The organism is Pseudoalteromonas distincta, from assembly GCF_005877035.1.
GTDB lineage: Bacteria > Pseudomonadota > Gammaproteobacteria > Enterobacterales > Alteromonadaceae > Pseudoalteromonas > Pseudoalteromonas distincta.
The window spans coordinates 221,107-238,794 of record NZ_CP040559.1 but is presented as its reverse complement, the minus strand read 5'-3'; the positions used below and the strand labels follow the sequence as shown (position 1 = coordinate 238,794).

The 17,688-nt window shown below is 40.1% G+C and carries 14 protein-coding genes; 8 read left to right on the top strand and 6 right to left on the bottom strand.

Annotated features, from left to right (window positions below):
- Positions 1-1,007: 1,007 nt before the first annotated feature.
- Complete coding sequence (locus tag FFU37_RS17810) at positions 1,008-1,964, bottom strand: helix-turn-helix domain-containing protein (protein ID WP_138490163.1); 957 nt, start codon at positions 1,962-1,964, stop codon at positions 1,008-1,010.
- Between the two features lie 220 nt (positions 1,965-2,184).
- On the opposite strand from FFU37_RS17810, the gene FFU37_RS17805 reads away from it, so the two are divergent.
- Genes FFU37_RS17805 through eat form a run of 3 tightly spaced genes read left to right on the top strand, consistent with a single transcriptional unit; the run spans position 2,185 to position 5,938 of the window.
- Positions 2,185-3,591 carry an ethanolamine ammonia-lyase subunit EutB gene (locus FFU37_RS17805; RefSeq protein ID WP_002959099.1) on the top strand — a complete coding sequence of 469 codons (1,407 nt, stop codon included), beginning with the start codon at positions 2,185-2,187 and terminating at the stop codon, positions 3,589-3,591.
- Positions 3,588-4,475: an ethanolamine ammonia-lyase subunit EutC gene (gene eutC, locus FFU37_RS17800; protein ID WP_138490162.1), complete on the top strand. Its 888-nt coding sequence runs from the start codon at positions 3,588-3,590 to the stop codon at positions 4,473-4,475. The genes FFU37_RS17805 and eutC overlap by 4 nt, the downstream gene beginning before the upstream one ends.
- A 59-nt stretch (positions 4,476-4,534) precedes the next feature.
- Positions 4,535-5,938 carry an ethanolamine permease gene (gene eat / locus FFU37_RS17795; protein WP_138490161.1) on the top strand — a complete coding sequence of 468 codons (1,404 nt, stop codon included), beginning with the start codon at positions 4,535-4,537 and terminating at the stop codon, positions 5,936-5,938.
- A gap of 125 nt (positions 5,939-6,063) precedes the next feature.
- On the opposite strand, the gene arfB is transcribed toward eat, so the two are convergent.
- The gene (gene arfB / locus FFU37_RS17790) at positions 6,064-6,477 is read right to left on the bottom strand and encodes an alternative ribosome rescue aminoacyl-tRNA hydrolase ArfB (protein ID WP_002959105.1); all 414 of its coding nucleotides are present in this window, start codon (positions 6,475-6,477) and stop codon (positions 6,064-6,066) included.
- Positions 6,478-6,668: 191 nt separating this feature from the next.
- Here arfB and FFU37_RS17785 point away from each other — a divergent pair, with 191 nt between their 5' ends.
- Positions 6,669-7,241 carry a hypothetical protein gene (locus FFU37_RS17785; protein WP_002959106.1) on the top strand — a complete coding sequence of 191 codons (573 nt, stop codon included), beginning with the start codon at positions 6,669-6,671 and terminating at the stop codon, positions 7,239-7,241.
- Between the two features lie 102 nt (positions 7,242-7,343).
- Here the strand turns inward: FFU37_RS17785 and katG are convergent, their stop codons facing one another.
- Positions 7,344-9,524, bottom strand: coding sequence for a catalase/peroxidase HPI (katG, locus tag FFU37_RS17780; RefSeq protein WP_138490160.1), 2,181 nt, complete (start codon positions 9,522-9,524; stop codon positions 7,344-7,346).
- A gap of 905 nt (positions 9,525-10,429) precedes the next feature.
- Between katG and FFU37_RS17770 the strand changes: the two genes are divergently transcribed.
- The gene (locus tag FFU37_RS17770; RefSeq protein WP_002959108.1) at positions 10,430-11,320 is read left to right on the top strand and encodes a tetratricopeptide repeat protein; all 891 of its coding nucleotides are present in this window, start codon (positions 10,430-10,432) and stop codon (positions 11,318-11,320) included.
- Between the two features lie 666 nt (positions 11,321-11,986).
- On the opposite strand, the gene deoD is transcribed toward FFU37_RS17770, so the two are convergent.
- The gene (deoD, locus tag FFU37_RS17765) at positions 11,987-12,691 is read right to left on the bottom strand and encodes a purine-nucleoside phosphorylase (protein ID WP_024596283.1); all 705 of its coding nucleotides are present in this window, start codon (positions 12,689-12,691) and stop codon (positions 11,987-11,989) included.
- The gene (locus FFU37_RS17760) at positions 12,691-13,923 is read right to left on the bottom strand and encodes a phosphopentomutase (RefSeq protein WP_138490159.1); all 1,233 of its coding nucleotides are present in this window, start codon (positions 13,921-13,923) and stop codon (positions 12,691-12,693) included. The genes deoD and FFU37_RS17760 overlap by 1 nt, the downstream gene beginning before the upstream one ends.
- 192 nt (positions 13,924-14,115) lie before the next feature.
- Between FFU37_RS17760 and udk the strand changes: the two genes are divergently transcribed.
- The 3 genes from udk to FFU37_RS17745 all read left to right on the top strand — a co-directional run bounded on the left by udk (position 14,116) and on the right by FFU37_RS17745 (position 16,996).
- Positions 14,116-14,748, top strand: coding sequence for a uridine kinase (gene udk / locus FFU37_RS17755; protein WP_024596281.1), 633 nt, complete (start codon positions 14,116-14,118; stop codon positions 14,746-14,748).
- A gap of 17 nt (positions 14,749-14,765) precedes the next feature.
- Positions 14,766-15,992, top strand: a complete 1,227-nt coding sequence (locus tag FFU37_RS17750) for a NupC/NupG family nucleoside CNT transporter (RefSeq protein ID WP_138490158.1) — start codon at positions 14,766-14,768, stop codon at positions 15,990-15,992.
- Positions 15,993-16,285: 293 nt separating this feature from the next.
- Positions 16,286-16,996: a substrate-binding periplasmic protein gene (locus tag FFU37_RS17745; RefSeq protein ID WP_138490157.1), complete on the top strand. Its 711-nt coding sequence runs from the start codon at positions 16,286-16,288 to the stop codon at positions 16,994-16,996.
- A 446-nt stretch (positions 16,997-17,442) separates the two neighbouring features.
- Here the strand turns inward: FFU37_RS17745 and FFU37_RS17740 are convergent, their stop codons facing one another.
- Positions 17,443-17,652, bottom strand: coding sequence for a cold-shock protein (locus FFU37_RS17740; RefSeq protein WP_002959120.1), 210 nt, complete (start codon positions 17,650-17,652; stop codon positions 17,443-17,445).
- Between the last annotated feature and the right edge of the window lie 36 nt (positions 17,653-17,688).

The window sequence follows — 17,688 nt, the reverse complement described above, 5'->3', positions numbered from 1 at the left end:
GTTTGGTGTTTGCACGATGTAGGTGAGGTTTTATACCTCGCTTTTACTTTAAAGCATACAAGCCCCGTTACATGAGCGCGAAATAAATTCGCCCCTACGGGTTTGGTATTTGCACGATGTAGGTGAGGTTTTATACCTCGCTTTCACTTTTAGTTCTTTATTATTTTAACTCCCAAGCTATCCTCTAAAAGCGCAGCGTCTCTAAACCCCTTTGTGAATAACAGCCCTTAAAATATGAACGCACAAAGAGAAGAAAAAGAGGAGTAAATGAGCAGACAAAGTCCATTTGTTTAAGTTATATGATATTTCACCACTGAGGCGCTGTGCGCTACACAAACAAAACACGAGTAATGGTTAGTCACGGCTCCTTGTTTTCTCCTTCACTTCTCGGTGGTGATTAAGTTACTTGTTTACTAATGCATCCGACTAAATGTAAAAGCGGTGCTTTTAAACGCCAGCAAGCTGCGCGTCTACAGGTGTTTTAACTGTTTGTGATGGGTTTGCACGATGTAGGTGAGGTTTTATACCTCGCTTTTACTTTTAGTTCTTTATTATTTTAACTCCCAAACTATCCTCTAAAAGCGCAGCGCCTCTAAACCTCTTTGTGAATAACAGCCCTTAAAAATATGAATGTACAAAGAGAAGAAAAAGAGGAGCAAATGAGCAGACAAAGTCCATTTGTTTAAGTTATATGGTATTTCACCACCGAGGTGCTGTGCGCTACACAGAGAAAACACGAGTAATGGTAAGTCACTGCTCCTTGTTTTCTCTTTCACTTTTCGGTGGTGATTAAGTTACTTGTTACTAATGCATCCGACTAAATGTAAAAGCGGTGCTTTTAAACGCCAGCAAGCTGCGCGTCTACAGGTGCTTATACTCAAGTTAGAGTATGGTCTGTAGAAGGTTACTTGTTTACTAATGCATCCGACTAAATATAAAAGCGGTGCTTTTAAACGCCAGCAAGCTGCGCATCTACAAGTGTTTATACTCACGTTAGAAGTGTAGTTTTAACCTTTAAAACTATTATTTTTAACTGTTTGTGATGGGTTTTCACCAAATAGTTGCGTGTAATCTTTAGCAAATTGCCCCGCATGCCAAAATCCCCAATTGGCTGCTATTACTGAAATGGGCTTATCTTGGTTTGGTTTTTTTAGTTCCCGCCTTACATTATTTAAGCGGGTTAAACGTAAAAACCGCAAAGGGTTAATTCCTAAAATACTCTCAAAGCTATACTGAAGTGTGCGCCTACTTACAAAGGAAAGCTCGCACAGCTCGGTTATGGTTATTGGGTTTTGTGGATTTGTGGCCACGTAATCTTTTACTTTATCTACTACGGCTTTGCGGTGTTTATAACTTGGCGCAATATTTTGCTGCGGATTGTCTGCTTGTAATAAGTGTAGTGCCAACATGTTTAGCATATCTTGCTGTGATTCGGTTTTAAGTCCAAAGCCCTTGCCTACAACCATACTATTAATTATTTGTCTTGCCGTTTGCAAAGATGAGTTGCTCACCGATAAACGAGCTGATTGTGCAGATGCCAGGTTTTTCAATGTTACGCCTTGGAGCTGCGCCATATATTCAATTGAGTTCCAATCGATTACCAAACCATAAATATTAAATTGCTCAGGGGTTATCAGCTCAAAGTCGTTATCACTTGTACGGCACATAAATTGATTACTTGCCACACTTAAACCATTAATTTTACTTTGCTGCGACTGACAAGGAATGCCAAGCCAAACCGAATTAGGGGCTATGTTACATTGCTGACGAAGCGCTCGCTCAGTGTATTCTTTAAACACATGAATATTGGCGTAATCCGTTTCTTCAATACAACCATAAAAGCTGCCGTCGCTCATTTGATCGTATTTTTGCTGCCATTGAGTAAGGCTATGCGCTTGCTCGTCTATATCGTGTGTTTGCACCTTGCTCTTTAGTGGTGCGCTGAAGCTACTTTGCTGCGCCATATCGGGGATGCTCTTTTTCGTTACACTTTCATTATGCTTAAGTTAACACCGCTTTGCGTGTGTAACCAATTGAATTGGATTAATAAATAATCTTTTGCCGAAATTCGATAGTTACTTGGTACAAAATAAGCTGTCTTGTAACTATTCAATATTGATTTATAGCTAAAGATGCAGCAAAACCTATACCAAGGTTGATCATATTAGTTATGTGGAGTAAATCATGGGGCAAGCGTACAGTTACACTTTAGGTACACATACTTATAAATTCAAGAACTTAGCCCAGTTAATGGCTAAAGCTACGCCGCAGCGTTCGGGTGATCGCTTAGCGGGCGTAATTGCACAATCAGCACAAGAACGTGCTGTGGCACAAATGACATTGGCGGATATACCTCTTAAAACATTTTTAAATGAGGTACTTATTCCCTACGAAGATGACGAAATTACACGCTTAATTATTGACGAGCACGATGCAAATGCCTTTATGGCTATTGCACATTTAACCGTAGGCGATTTTCGTAATTGGCTTTTAAGTGACTTTGCAACACCTGCTGTACTTGCAAGTATAAGGCAAGGTATTACGCCCGAAATGGCTGCTGCTGTTAGCAAAATAATGCGCAATCAAGATCTCATATTAATTGCTAAAAAGTGCCATGTTACAAGTGCTTTTAGAAATACTATTGGCCTCCCCGGGCATTTATCTACACGTTTACAACCAAATCACCCAACTGACGATATTAATGGTATTGCTGCATGCATGCTTGATGGTTTGCTATACGGTAATGGCGATGCAGTAATAGGTATAAACCCTGCAACCGATAACGTTGCCCAAGCCATTAAATTAATGACGTTAATGGATGATGTTATTCAAAAGTACGCCATACCAACCCAAAGTTGCGTACTCACCCATGTTACTAACACCATTGAATGTATAGAAGCTGGCGCACCAGTTGATTTAGTATTTCAGTCGATTGGTGGCACAGAGGCTACTAATTCAAGTTTTGGTTTTAATTTAAATACCTTGGCTGAAGCGCAAGATGCCGCTTTGAGTTTAAAGCGTGGCACTGTTGGCAATAATGTAATGTATTTTGAAACTGGGCAAGGCAGTTCGCTTTCAGCAAATGCGCATCATGAGCTTGATCAGCAAACGTGTGAAGCTCGCGCTTATGCCGTTGCGCGTAAGTTTAACCCGTTACTGGTAAATACCGTGGTGGGGTTTATTGGCCCTGAATATTTGTTTGATGGAAAAGAAATTACCCGAGCAGGACTTGAGGATCATTTTTGCGCTAAGTTACTAGGCATACCGATGGGATGCGATGTGTGTTACACCAATCATGCAGAGGCTGATCAAAACGATATGGATAACTTGCTTACGCTATTAGGTGTTGCTGGTTGCTCGTTTGTAATGGGAATACCTGGCTCTGACGATATTATGCTTAATTACCAAACTACGTCTTTTCATGATGCATTATATGTTCGCCGTGTACTTGGCTCTAGACCTGCCCCTGAGTTTGAAGCATGGCTAAGCAAAATGAAAATAATGCAAAGCACTACCGATATTACACTTTCAGATACCTTGCCTCCCGCTTTTGCTAAACCTCTGGGTGCAATTACTGGAGGTGGCTCATGAAATCACGTTCAAAACAGAACACTCCTTTAGATGACTCAGTAAACGAGCATAAAAATAACGGTAATGTAGTGCATAACCCTTGGAGTGATTTACGCCGTTTTACCGACGCCCGTATTGGGCTTGGTCGCGCTGGTATAAGTTTGCCAACCTCAGAAATGCTGGCTTTTCAGCTATCTCACGCACAAGCGCGCGATGCGGTGAGTTTTCCGCTTGATATTAACGAAATGACTGAGCAACTAGGCAGTATTAGCGTATTAAAAGAAGTTGCCCCTCCCCTGCATTTACACAGCCAAGCTGTTGACAGGGTTACTTACCTTCAGCGACCCGATTTAGGCCGCAAGCTTGATGAAAATGGTAGGCAAATACTTCTCAGCTATATGAATAAACAAAAGCACACTACGCAGGCTAAATACGATTTAGCGATTGTAGTGGTTGATGGACTCTCCTCGTTGGCGGTACAAAAAAATGCATGCCCATTTATAACAGAGCTATTAGCGCACCTTACAACAGACAAGCAATTTAAAATTGCCCCCATTACTTTGGTTGAACAAGGTCGAGTAGCAATTGGCGACGATATAGGTGAGTTGCTAAATGCGCAGGTGGTTATGGTGTTAATAGGAGAGCGCCCAGGACTTAGTTCGCCAGATAGCCTTGGCTTGTATTTAACATGGGAGCCTAAAACAGGACTTAACGATGCATGTCGTAATTGCATATCGAATATTCGCCCAGCAGGCCTACCTTATACAGAAGCGGCTAGGCGTGCGCTGTACTTATTACGTGAAGCTAAAAAACTAAAACTAACTGGGGTTAATTTAAAAGACCGTACACAAGATGATGTAATTGAGCATCAGGTTTCAACCACTAACTTTTTAATTGCTGAGTAATTTTAATTAAAAACACGTGAAATAAAACAATAAAAACTAAACATCAACGGAGAAGGGTTATGTCTACTAACAATACAGAGTACCTTGCTAAAAGACAGTTAAAACGAGGTACTGCGGGGTGGTTATTACTCGCAGGTTTGGGTGTGTCGTATGTAATATCGGGTGACTTTGCAGGTTGGAACTTTGGTATTGCCGAAGCGGGTTGGGGTGGCTTTGCCATTGCTGCAGTGTTAATGGCAGTTATGTATTTAGCGCTGGTATTGTCGCTTGCTGAAATGTCAGCCGCAATACCTGCAGCAGGCGGTGGTTATAGTTTTGCGCGCCAAGCTATGGGGCCTGCGGGAGGCTATTTAACTGGCCTTGCGGTATTAATTGAATACGCTTTAGCGCCCGCTGCTATTGTTATTTTTATAGGCTCTGCAGTTGAAGCCCTCACCGGATTTAATGGACCATGGGTATATGCATTATTTTACTTACTATTTGTGGGAATTCATTTAGCAGGCGTAGGTGAAGCACTTAAAGTAATGATGGTAATAAGTGGTTTAGCAGTATTAGCTATTATTGCAACGGCTTTTGTTTTAATTACAAATTTTGATGCATCACGCTTATTTGACGTCCCCGTAACCGATGCAGTGGGAGCCAGTGAGTTTTTACCTTTAGGTTGGTACGGGGTTTGGGCTGCATTACCGTTTGCCATGTGGTTATTTTTAGCGGTGGAAGGTGTACCGCTTGCTGCAGAAGAGGCAAAAGATCCCGCTAAAGATGTGCCAAAAGGCATTATTGGTGCAATGATCTTTTTGTTATTTACTGCTTTTTTAGTTGTTGTTTTAGTGCCTGGCGCTGGCGGTGCTGCTGCAATGGGCGCAAGTGCTGTACCTTTGGTTGATGCATTAAATGCATCGGGTAGTGAGGGCTTAGCAACTGTAGTAAATATATTAGGGCTTGCGGGTTTAGTTGCTTCGTTTTTCTCTATTATTTATGGTTATAGTCGCTTAGTGTTTGCTTTATCTAGAGCCGGATATTTATCGCGTTCGTTGTCGATTACGACTAATCGCAAAGTGCCAGCACGTGCGTTGATTGTACCTGCCGTATTTGGTTTTTTAGTATCACTCAGTGGCGAGGGTGATTTAATACTTGCAATGGCTGTAGTAGGTGCAACGGTATCGTATGCATTAATGGCGCTGAGCCATATTTTGCTGCGCGTTAAACAACCTGATTTACCTCGCCCGTATAAAACCCCAGGTGGCGTAGTAACTTCAAGTATTGCTTTAGTGCTTTCGCTTATAGCATTAACCGGTGTGTATGCGTTCGACCCTCGTGCATTTTTATACACTATAATGCTGTTTATTGTGGGCGCCGTATATTACTTTGGCTACAGCTCAAAACACTTAGTTGCTAAAAGCGCTGATGAGGAGTTTGCAATGTTGGCAGATGCAGAATCTGATTTAGAAATGGCTAAGTAAATATTAATAGTTATTATAAGTGAGGCTAGCCCTCACTTATATTTTTATACAAGCAATACGGTGTAAAAATAGTGCCTGCATGTAAATATCAAGCCCTTAATCTACTTTATTAATATCATTTAAAGCTAAAACTTTATGCTGCCGCGTAGCGCTTTGTTTTGCCCATGCTTGGTTTTTTTGTCCATGCGCTTTCGCTGTGAATTACGGCTGGGCTTGGTGGCTCGACGCGCTTTATTAACTACCGTAGCACTAAGAATTAAATCCTTTAAACGCTTAAGGGCATCTTCTCGATTTAGCTCCTGGGTACGGTGGCTTTGCGCTTTAATGATTAAGACGCCGTCTTTGGTAATTCTTGTATCATTTAAGGCTAATAAGCGTTCTTTGTAGAAGTCAGGTAATTTAGAGCGGTTAATGTCAAAACGTAAATGAATTGCACTTGCTACTTTATTAACATTTTGACCACCGGCACCTTGCGAACGAATAGCTGTGAGCTCTAGTTCCCATTCATCGATAGTGACAGTATTTGAAATTGTTAACATTGTGTTCAGCTCTATTTGTCAAAAATACATTATATCATCAGTACATTAGCTTGTGGTGAATCAACTAAATTCTTAGAACTTAAATAAATTCTCATAAATTGTACTATAAATCAGCCAATATTTTATTTTGTGTTGGCAAGTGTTGCTTATTAGTTTCTAATTGGCACTACTTTAATACTAGGAAATGCTCAATGAAAAAAATACTTGTATCACTTAGCTTATTAGCGATGAGTTTCTCAAGCCTTGCAGAGGATATTAACGAAGGTCAACTTCAAAGCTATATGAAAGCACTGCCAGCTGTGACTAGCTGGGCAAGCAGCCAAGAGTCGTTAAAAGACTTAGATTTAGCAAGTATGCTAGGTGGTTCTGCAGATCAAAGTGTTGGCGAACAAAGCTCTTTAGCTAACAGTGCATTAAGCATGATTAAAGAACAAGACCTATACAAAAGCTTTGCGAGTGTTACAAACCGTTACGGTTTTACGCCAGAGCAGCTAGTAACTGTAGGTTCTGAAGTATCAATGGCTTATATCGAAAATCTTAAGTCGGGCCTTTCTGCTGATAATCAAGAAACTGCTAATAAAGTAATGGGCGGTTTTCAAAGTATGAAAAGTGCTAAAGATAAAGGCGCTAGCTCATTAATGGGTTCGTTTGGTAAATCGTCAAGCGCAGCTGAGGAGTCTACAGAATCTTTAGTAAGCGAAAACAACCTTGAACTTGTGAGCGAATATATGCCACAACTACAAAAGCTTTTTGCACTTTTATAAGTTTTATTGCTTTAAAAAAAGCGGGCTTATCTAGCCGTGAAATTAAAACGCATAAAAAACGGGGGAGTATTCAATACTCCCCCTTTTTATTTAGCGTACAGATTATTTAAGATCGAACCTGTCTGCGTTCATTACTTTTACCCATGCATTAACAAAGTCATGTACAAAACGTTCTTTATTATCGTCTTGTGCATAAAACTCACTTAGTGCACGTAAAATAGAGTTTGAACCAAACACTAAATCTACGCGTGTGGCAGTCCATTTAATGGTGCCTGTTTTGCGTTCAACAATATTGTAAAGACCTGGCTCTAGTGGCTTCCAGTTGTTGGCCATGTCGGTTAGGTTTACAAAAAAGTCGGTAGATAGCGTGCCTACATTATCGGTAAATACACCATGTTTAGTGCCTGCGTAGTTTGTGCCTAGTACACGCATGCCGCCCATAAGTGCTGTCATTTCTGGTGCTGTTAAGCCCATTAATTGGCTGCGCTCTAGTAATAACTCTTCGGCTGATACTGCGTAATCTTTTTTCAGCCAGTTTCTAAAGCCATCGTGAATGGGTTCTAGGACATCAAACGATTCTGCATCAGTCATTTCGTCTGTTGCATCTCCACGTCCTGATGCAAATGGTACTGTTACATTAACACCGGCTTGTTTTGCCGCTTGTTCAACAGCCGCTGTACCACCTAAAACGATTAAATCAGCCATGCTTACTGGCTTAGATAAACCCGCTTGTACTTTTTCAAGGGCACTAAGTACACTTGCTAAACGCGCAGGTTCGTTACCTTGCCAATCTTTTTGTGGTGCTAGACGAATACGTGCGCCATTTGCGCCACCGCGTTTATCAGAACCACGATACGTACGTGCACTATCCCACGCTGTATTTATTAAATCACTCGCACTTACACCGCAATCAAGTAGCTGTGCTTTTAAGCTTATGATTTCATCGTCTGATAATGTGTAATCAACTGCTGGAATAGGATCTTGCCAAATTAGGTCTTCGCTTGGTACATCTTTACCTAAGTAACATGCTTTAGGACCTAAATCGCGGTGAGTTAGCTTAAACCATGCGCGTGCAAATACATCAGAGAAGTATTCAAAGTCGTTATAAAAACGCTCAATAATTTTACGGTACGCAGGGTCCACTTTCATGGCCATATCGGCATCGGTCATCATTGGGTTTAAACGAATTGATGGATCTTCTACGTCTACTGGTTTGTCTTCTTCTTTAATATTTACAGGCTCCCACTGATGAGCGCCAGCTGGGCTTTTAGTAAGTTCCCATTCGTAATTTAAGAGTAAGTGGCAGTATCCGTTATCCCATGTTGTTGGGTGTGTGGTCCATGCGCCTTCAAGGCCTGAAGTTACAGTATGACGACCAAAGCCGCCTTCTTTGGTACTGTTCCAACCTAAACCTTGCTCGTGTACGTCTGCTGCTTCTGGCTCTGGGCCTAAATGCTCTGCTTTACCATTACCATGAGTTTTACCCACTGTATGGCCGCCCACTGTTAATGCTGCTGTTTCTTCATCGTCCATCGCCATGCGAGCAAATGTTTCACGTACATGAGCCGCTGTTTTAAGAGGATCTGGTATACCATTAACACCTTCAGGATTAACGTAAATTAGGCCCATTTGTACTGCGGCTAATGGATTTTCCATTGTGTCTGGTTTTTCTACATTGTCGTAGCGCTCATCACTTGGTGCTAACCATTCTTTTTCAGCTCCCCAGTAAATATCTTTTTCTGGATGCCAAATGTCTTCACGGCCGCCCGCAAAGCCATAAATTTTTAGACCCATTGATTCGTATGCCATGTTACCTGCAAGAATAAATAAATCGGCCCATGAAAGTTTGTTACCGTATTTTTTCTTAAGTGGCCATAAAAGTCTGCGTGCTTTATCTAAGCTTGCGTTATCTGGCCATGAATTTAAAGGCGAGAAACGTTGGTTACCAGTACTTGCGCCACCACGACCATCAGATAAACGGTACGTACCCGCTGAGTGCCATGCCATACGAATCATTAAACCACCGTAATGGCCCCAATCGGCAGGCCACCAATCTTGGCTGTCGGTCATAAAGGTTTTTAAGTCGGCTTTTACTTCGTCTAAATCTAGAGATTTAAATTCTTCTGCGTAGTTAAAATTAGTACCGTATGGATTTGATTTAGTATCGTGTTGATGAAGAATGTCTAAGTTGAGTGTGTTTGGCCACCAATCGGTGTTTACTTTAGAAACAACTGAATTACTACCGTGCATAACAGGGCATTTACCCGCTGTTGGCTTGCTCATTGTAAAATCCTTAAAATAGAAAAGTAAAATACTTAATCAATCAGTATTATTGCTTATGTGTTTATAACTTTTTAAAAAGTAACGGTTATTTTTATTTAATAGGCTTACTTTTTACTCAGCGTGCCTACCTAAGTGCTTACGTATCCTTAATATAGGCGTATAAATTATGCTACGCCAGCCTCAACATACTATTTAAAACGATTGCTCCAATTTATATTTTTGATTGCCCTTACGTTAGTGATGTATTTAACAATAGGCTTAAAGTCGGGTTTAAAATAATAGTAAAAAAGTCAGATGGCGCTCATATAAAGTATTACGCAAAATAAAAATTTAAAAATCGGTGAATTAACCTTAATCTTTTTACTAGACCTGTGATCGAATTGAAAAATTTCGGCGTAATGGTATGTGAAGGGTTTGAAAGTGGCTTTAGTTTACTAAAGCGCACATTGGAATACCCCCCTTCACCATGAAATTGTAGTTAGATAGTTATAATGATAAAGGTGCATTACTTAAGCCCAATGCACCTTTACTTTATGAACCGAATACTTTGAGTATTCTTATATTTTTAACTAGTTGAATTGAATTAAGTATTTGTTCATAAAGATTCAGTTAGTATGAAGTTGTTCTCCTGTGAACCCCTACGACATATTGTTGTTTTAAGCAGTTTTTGCCAGCTCACCTTGAGCTGGTTTTTTTTTGCCTATTTTTACTCAAATTACCTGAGCATGGGTAATATGCTCACGCTTTACCCTATTATTGCTAAGCTCACTAGGCTAAAAAAATTTTACAACTATTGCTCCTATCTAAATTAGGTCAATTTTAATCCACAAAGAACAACACGCCCTAGTGCCATTAAGCCCTGCATGTTAAAGTTATTACAGTAATTAATTTAATTAGGCGTACCAATGCGTTATTACCTATCTGTACTTTTTGTTTGTTTAACTTTGTTTTCAGGCATAGTGAACTCTGCTGAAAAGCAACCAGCTTCACCTACAGCACAACAAGAGCAACAAGCTCTTCAACAACTCAAAGAGCCTATGTATAAGCCGCTAATGGAGCGTTACATATTAGATGAGCTAAAAGCAGTTAGGCAAGATCAGCAAAAGCTTCGTGAAGATGTAACTAAGCAGGTTACTCATGCGCAGCTTGATACTGCAGATCGCGCATTAACGTACACTACAGATACCATTAATAATGTATTTTTTATAATTACCGCTACGGCGTCGATTTTAGTTTTAGTGGGTTGGAACTCGTTGCGCGATGTTAAAAACAAAGTAGAAGATATTGTAAATACGCGTGTGAGTGTAATTACAGACGAGTATGAAGACCGATTAAAAATTCTTGAAGAAAAATTACGCGTTCGCTCAGAAGAAATACTCAGCAACCAAGAGCGCATATCGGTGACTAACGAAGTTCATTCGTTGTGGATGCGCGCAAACCTAGAAAGTGATTTTGCGAACAAAATTGAAATTTTTGATGAAATACTCAATCGCAAACCTGAAGATGTTGAAGCCATTGCTTATAAAGCCGATGCATTACTAGAAATAAACGAAACAGCACAAGCCATTGAGCTGTGTAACCAAGCCATTGATATAGATAGTGACTATGGTTATGCCTATTGGCAACGAGCCTGTGCTTATGCACTTACGCACAAACATGCTGATGCATTAGCCGATATTAAAATGGCACTTGAATACTCTCCAAACTTACGTAATGAATTATTACACGAGAGCGCATTTGCAAGCCTGCATGACAACGACAGCTTTAATACAATAGTGGCTGGTGAAGTTGTTTAAGCACTAAGAATTTGGCCTGTATGATTAGGCGCAACACCATAAAAAAGGGCTTTGGCCCTTTTTTTGTTTTTAAAGGTAAATTTTGTTGTGTAATTAAGTAATTAGAAGCTACGCTTCTCGCGCGAGCAAGCTCTGCGCCTACGTGGAAAACTTAACGCGGTGGTTAAAACTCACTTATAGACGCGCTGCTTGCAGGCGTTTAAAAACGTAGTTTTTAGGATGGGTGATTAAGTAATTAGAAGCTGCGCTTCTCGCGCGAGCAAGCTTAGCGCCTACCTGAGAAACTTACACTCAGCAGTTTAATTTACCTGTAGACGCGCTGCTTGCAGGCGTTTAAAAACGCAGTTTTTAGATGGTTGAATTAATACCAACCCGCAATAATACTTAATCATTTTTAGGGGCTAAACGTGTCGCTACCTGCGTTAAAAAATTCTCATTTAGAACAACTAAATAGCGAATTTTTTGCCTAGCTATCAACACGTTTTTCCATCCTCAAAATAGATCACTTAATTAAGCGAATTGGTATAAGTAATTAGAAGCTGCTACCCATTTTTTCAGGCATAAAAAAAGCCGCATAAAATGCGGCTTTGGAGGTTAGTCTCACTTCACTTTGGGCGTGTCTCCAAAACTTAGTGAATACGTTACCAAGGAACTGTTATGTATTATTTAAGCTATTGACTCTAATGCAATTTTAACCATTTCGTTAAACGTGCTTTGACGCTCATCAGCAGGTGTTGCTTCACCGGTGATTACGTGGTCACTTACTGTAAATAATGCCATTGCGTTTGCGCCGTATTCAGCTGCAACGCCATATAAACCGGCTGTTTCCATATCTACTGCTAGCATGCCTAACTTGTCTAAGTCTTTATAGAACGAGTCGTCTGCTTGGTAGAAAGTGTCGGTTGTAAATACGTTACCTACTTTTGCTTCTATTCCTAGCTCTTTAGCGGCGTTTACACCGTTTAAAAGTAAGTCAAAGTTAGCAATAGCAGCAAAATCGTAGCCACGAACACGTGCACGGTTTACGTTTGAATCTGTGCTTGCACCTTGTGCAAAAATTACGTCACGGATTTTGATATCTGTGCCAATACCGCCACACGTACCAATACGTATAATATTTTTAACGCCAAAGCTTACAATTAGCTCACGTGCATAAATAGACATTGATGGAATGCCCATGCCTGAACCCATGATGCTTACTGGCTTACCTTTGTAAGTACCAGTGAAACCGTACATATTACGAACACCTGTAACTTGTACTGCATCATCTAAAAAGTTTTCAGCAATATATTGCGCACGTAGCGGATCGCCTGGCATTAATACTGTTTCGGCGAAATCACCAACGTTTGCACTGATATGCGGAGTACTCATTAATTGTTTTCCTTTTTATTTGGCGTTGTTAGCTCATTTAAAAAGCTGTCGCCGTAATCAAGCGCAGATAAGTTAAACCACTGTGCCAGTGTTTGACCGATATCTGCAAAGCTGTTGCGTTCACCTAGAGGTGTGTTACTCATACCTGGTTTATATGCAATAACCGGTACGTATTCGCGAGTGTGCTCAGAACCTGGAAAGGTTGGGTCACAACCGTGATCTGCAGTGATCATTAATATGTCATCTGCGTTTAACTGCTTTAGTATAGTTGGTAAATAGTCATCAAATTCTTTTAATGCTTTAGCATAACCTACTGGGTTACGGCGATGACCAAATTTTTCATCAAAATCAACTAGGTTAGTAAAGATTAAGCTGTGTTCTGGTGCGCTTTTCATTACTTCGCTGGTTTTTTCTAGCAAGTTCATAAGCCCAGGTGCTTTATGCTTTTGGGTTATGCCCTGATGCGCGTAAATATCTGAAATTTTACCAATACTAATTACTTCGCCGCCGTCTTTTGCTAACACATCTAGCAATGTTGGTGCTGGCGGAAGCACTGAATAGTCGCGACGATTACCCGTTCGAGCAAAGTCTTGGCTATTTGAACCCAAAAATGGCCGCGCAATCACTCGTCCTATATTCATTTCATCAAGTAGCGCCCGTGCGATTTCGCAAACTTGATAAAGCTTCTCTAGGCCGAATGACTCTTCATGCGCGGCTATTTGAAACACGCTATCAGCTGAGGTGTAACAGATTGGTTTACCTGTTTTTACGTGCTCTTCACCTAGCTGTTCTAAAATGGTTGTTCCCGATGCATGGCAGTTGCCTAAAATGCCAGGAATACCAGTACGAGCTATAAACTCGTCTATAAATTTTTGTGGGAAACTTGGCTGTGTTTTTGGGAAATATCCCCAATCAAATAACACAGGTACTCCTGCCATTTCCCAATGACCTGATGGCGTGTCTTTTCCGCTAGATAATTCTTTAGCGTAACCCCATGCTCCTTGAGAAGCTTGGCGGTCTGAAATTAAACACGGTTCTCCACCGGCAGCTTCACATGCATCCACTAACCCAAGTTTTGATAGGTTAGGAAGCGATAATGCAGCGCCTGTTTCGTCGTAATATGCTTTTAGTAAGTGAGCGAATGTATTAGCCCCAAGATCGCCGAATTTATCTGCATCTGGTGCTGCACCGATTCCTAGGCTATCTGCCATTAAGATAATTGCTCTTGCCATTTTGACCTCACTTTGATTCTAGGTGGTTACTTTATCCGCTGATCGATTTTTCCGTACAGGACAAAAGTCCTGTTTCATAAAACCTAAACATTATAAATTTGCATTCTTAAGCGAAGCAAAAGAGATTAATCGTGTCTTTTTTGCTATTGTGATCTACCAACAATATATCCTTCTGTGTGGGTGAGAACTTTAGTGACACGAACTACTATTATAGCTATTGCAGGCGCGTCTGCGTCGGGCAAATCTCTTTTTAGCCAAACTATATACAATGAATTGGTTAATGAGCTTGAACCAGGCGCTATCGCCATTATTGAAGAAGATGCTTACTACAAGGATCAGTCGCATTTACCGATGGCGCATCGTACGCAAACGAATTACGACCATCCTGATGCATTTGAACATGCGTTAATGCTTGAGCATTTAACACAGCTTCGTAGTGGAAATTCAGTTGAAGTACCAACGTATGATTATGCACAGCATACACGTAGCGAGAAAACTCGCCGAGTGCCTGCTGCTAAAATACTCATTGTTGAAGGTATTTTATTATTGAGTGACAAAGCGCTTAATAAAGAATTTGATATTAAAGTGTTTATAGATACGCCTTTAGATATTTGCTTAATGCGTCGTATGCAACGTGATATGGAGCAACGAGGCAGAACATTACAATCTGTTGTTGAGCAGTATCAAGCAACTGTTAGACCGATGTTTTATCAATTTATTGAGCCTTCTAAGCATAACGCAGATTTAGTTGTGACTCGAGGCGGTATGAACCGCGTTGCGATTGATATAATAAAAAGTAAGATAAAATATTTACTACAAGAATAACAACGGGAAACATTTGTATGACAACATTTATGAGCTTAGTGGGCATGTGTGTGCTACTAAGCATTGCCTTTGCGGCATCAACTAATCGCAAGGCAATTAATTTAAGAACCGTTGGTATAGCATTTGCGATGCAAGTAGTTATTGGCGGTTTTGTCCTGTTTTTTGAAGCAGGAAAAAATGTGTTAACGAACATGTCAGCAGCCGTATCGTCGGTTATTGGTTATGCAAACGACGGTATTGGGTTTTTGTTTGGCCCACTTGCCTCACAAGACACATTAGGTTTTATTTTTGCGATTCAAGTTTTGCCCGTTATCGTGTTTTTCTCAGCACTTGTTGCTGTGTTGTATCACCTCGGCATTATGGATTGGATAATTAGGATTTTAGGCGGCGGTTTACAAAAATTATTGAAAACCTCTCGCACAGAATCGCTTTCAGCAACGGCAAATATTTTTGTTGGCCAAACTGAAGCACCGCTAATAGTTAAGCCATTTATAGCAACAATGACTAAATCGGAATTGTTTGCAGTGATGGTAGGTGGCTTAGCCACTGTGGCAGGCTCTGTAATGGCTGGTTACGTTATTATCGGCGTAGATCTTAAGTATTTAATAGCAGCGAGCTTTATGGCTGCTCCAGGTGGTTTTTTAATGGCCAAGATGATTGTGCCAGAAACTGAAACGCCTAAAGATAACTTAGCTGATTTAGATTTAGATGACGAAGATAAGCCTGTAAATGTAATTGATGCAGCTGCATCAGGTGCAGCAAACGGTATGCATTTAGCACTTAATGTTGGTGCAATGTTACTTGCTTTTGTAGCGCTAATTGCACTACTAAACGGTTTATTAGGCGGTATTGGTGGGTGGTTTGATTACCCAACATTAACGCTTCAAGAAATATTAGGTTATGTATTTGCTCCTGTTGCATGGTTACTAGGTGTGCCATGGGATGAAGCAATTATAGCCGGCAGCTTTATTGGTCAAAAGATAGTAGTGAACGAGTTTGTTGCTTACTTAGACTTTATAAATTATCGCGATACGTTAAGCGCGCACACACAAGCAATTGTTACTTTTGCTCTATGTGGCTTTGCTAACCTATCATCGATAGCCATTTTACTAGGTGGGTTAGGCGGTATGGCGCCTAGTCGGCGGAAGGATATCGCACGCTTAGGGCTCAGAGCAGTGTTAGCAGGATCTATGGCTAACCTTATGAGCGCAGCAATTGCTGGGTTTTTCCTCTCGCTAGCTTAGAAACTTATTGAGATGAACACCGGTGTTGCAAAACAAGAGGATAGCGCTTTAAGGGGTTAAAGCTCTATCTGACTTGAACGATACTTCACCAAGGGCCGCAAGGCCCTTTTATCGTTTTAGGCCTTCCAGATTTATACACTTCCAACCTTCAAGCTATTTAACCTTATTTATGGTTATACATAACTCAAATAAACCAATATCTTAGTAACAAAGTCACATAAATATTTTTTGTGTTTTTCGTATTTTCAGCCACACTTATATTACTTAAGCTAACCGACTAACGATCCGCTATTGTGAAATATATTCTTTATTCTCTTTTTTTAATTTGTTCTGTGTATGTTCAAGCAAAAGAACCCATCCTTGTTGTTACAGAGTTAGCACCGCCAAACCAAGTGTTGATTGATGGTGAGGTAGCAGGTGAAGGCACTCAATTTATTAGAGATATATTTGCTGAGGCTGATCTAACACCTAACATTCAAATGTACCCTTGGGCACGTGCTTATAAAATTGCAGATGAGCTTAAAAATACCTTTATATACAGCCTTGCACGCACTGTAGAGCGAGAAGACAAATTTTATTGGATAGGACCTGTCGGACGTTTTGAACTAGGCTTTATTGGCCTATCAGAGCGAGATGATCTTATTATAAACACTACTGAACAAGCCAAAGTGTACAAAATTGCTATGCAGCGTAATGACTTTTCAACACAAACCCTCGCAAAACTGGGGTTTGAAGTTGTTTTAACCTCTGATATTCAAAAGTCATACTCTTTACTACTCGCTAAAAAAGTAGATTTAATTGTAGATGATCCTTTATATATGAAGCAGATGAGCGACTACCTAAAGCTCAAACCGGCACACTTAAAGTTTATTTATAAAATAGATGAGCTAACAATTGATGCTTATTTAGCTGCGAATAAAAAAACAGATATGCATTTAATAGAAGCACTGCAAGCTGCTTTTTTAAAAATAAAGCAAAAAAAAGGGCTCCCTTATGAAAGATAAATCATTGAAGGTAAGTATGCTTATGGGCGACAAAATCATCTTTCATTTTTAACTTTTTATATTCTTTGTTAAATCGCTTTATGACACACAACTACTTACTTATTAAATTCGATGCAATTTAGCATGCGCACAAATAGGTAATTTTTGCAGCCTTACAGCACCTTTCCCACTTTATAGTCAAAGGTTCCAGCTGATGCATTACTGTAAATATGAGCCAAAAATTAGATCTATTTTCTTTTTAAAAAATTATAAGAAGAGAAATGGGCGGTATTAATCACAAGCTTAAACTCACTTGCATTAACACAATTGCTTAAAAGAATGGCTTAGAAGAATAGAAAAACAAATACTAGGAGGGGCTAATAACAGGCGTTGCTTGGTTTATGTCAAATTTCAGACACAAAAAAAGCGCCTTAAGCGCTTTTTTTCATTTTACTTAAAAAGTAAAATTATACAGCTGTGATGTTATCAGCTTGTGGACCTTTTTGACCTTGTGAAAGAGTGAACTCTACACGTTGGCCTTCAGCTAAAGTTTTGAAACCTTCGCTTTTGATTGCTGAGAAATGTGCGAAAACGTCTGGGCCATTTTCTTGCTCGATGAAACCAAAACCTTTAGACTCGTTGAACCACTTAACTGTACCTGATACGATGTTAGACATTGTAATATCCTGATATAAAATAAAAAATATGCTCAT

Coding starts and splice junctions, on each gene's coding strand:
- FFU37_RS17750 (WP_138490158.1), top strand. CDS start 14,766: ATGACAACATTTATGAGCTTAGTGGGCATGTGTGTGCTACTAAGCATT.
- FFU37_RS17760 (WP_138490159.1), bottom strand. CDS start 13,923: ATGGCAAGAGCAATTATCTTAATGGCAGATAGCCTAGGAATCGGTGCA.
- FFU37_RS17810 (WP_138490163.1), bottom strand. CDS start 1,964: ATGGCGCAGCAAAGTAGCTTCAGCGCACCACTAAAGAGCAAGGTGCAA.
- FFU37_RS17785 (WP_002959106.1), top strand. CDS start 6,669: ATGAAAAAAATACTTGTATCACTTAGCTTATTAGCGATGAGTTTCTCA.
- FFU37_RS17805 (WP_002959099.1), top strand. CDS start 2,185: ATGGGGCAAGCGTACAGTTACACTTTAGGTACACATACTTATAAATTC.
- katG (WP_138490160.1), bottom strand. CDS start 9,524: ATGAGCAAGCCAACAGCGGGTAAATGCCCTGTTATGCACGGTAGTAAT.
- FFU37_RS17770 (WP_002959108.1), top strand. CDS start 10,430: ATGCGTTATTACCTATCTGTACTTTTTGTTTGTTTAACTTTGTTTTCA.
- deoD (WP_024596283.1), bottom strand. CDS start 12,691: ATGAGTACTCCGCATATCAGTGCAAACGTTGGTGATTTCGCCGAAACA.
- eutC (WP_138490162.1), top strand. CDS start 3,588: ATGAAATCACGTTCAAAACAGAACACTCCTTTAGATGACTCAGTAAAC.
- eat (WP_138490161.1), top strand. CDS start 4,535: ATGTCTACTAACAATACAGAGTACCTTGCTAAAAGACAGTTAAAACGA.
- FFU37_RS17740 (WP_002959120.1), bottom strand. CDS start 17,652: ATGTCTAACATCGTATCAGGTACAGTTAAGTGGTTCAACGAGTCTAAA.
- arfB (WP_002959105.1), bottom strand. CDS start 6,477: ATGTTAACAATTTCAAATACTGTCACTATCGATGAATGGGAACTAGAG.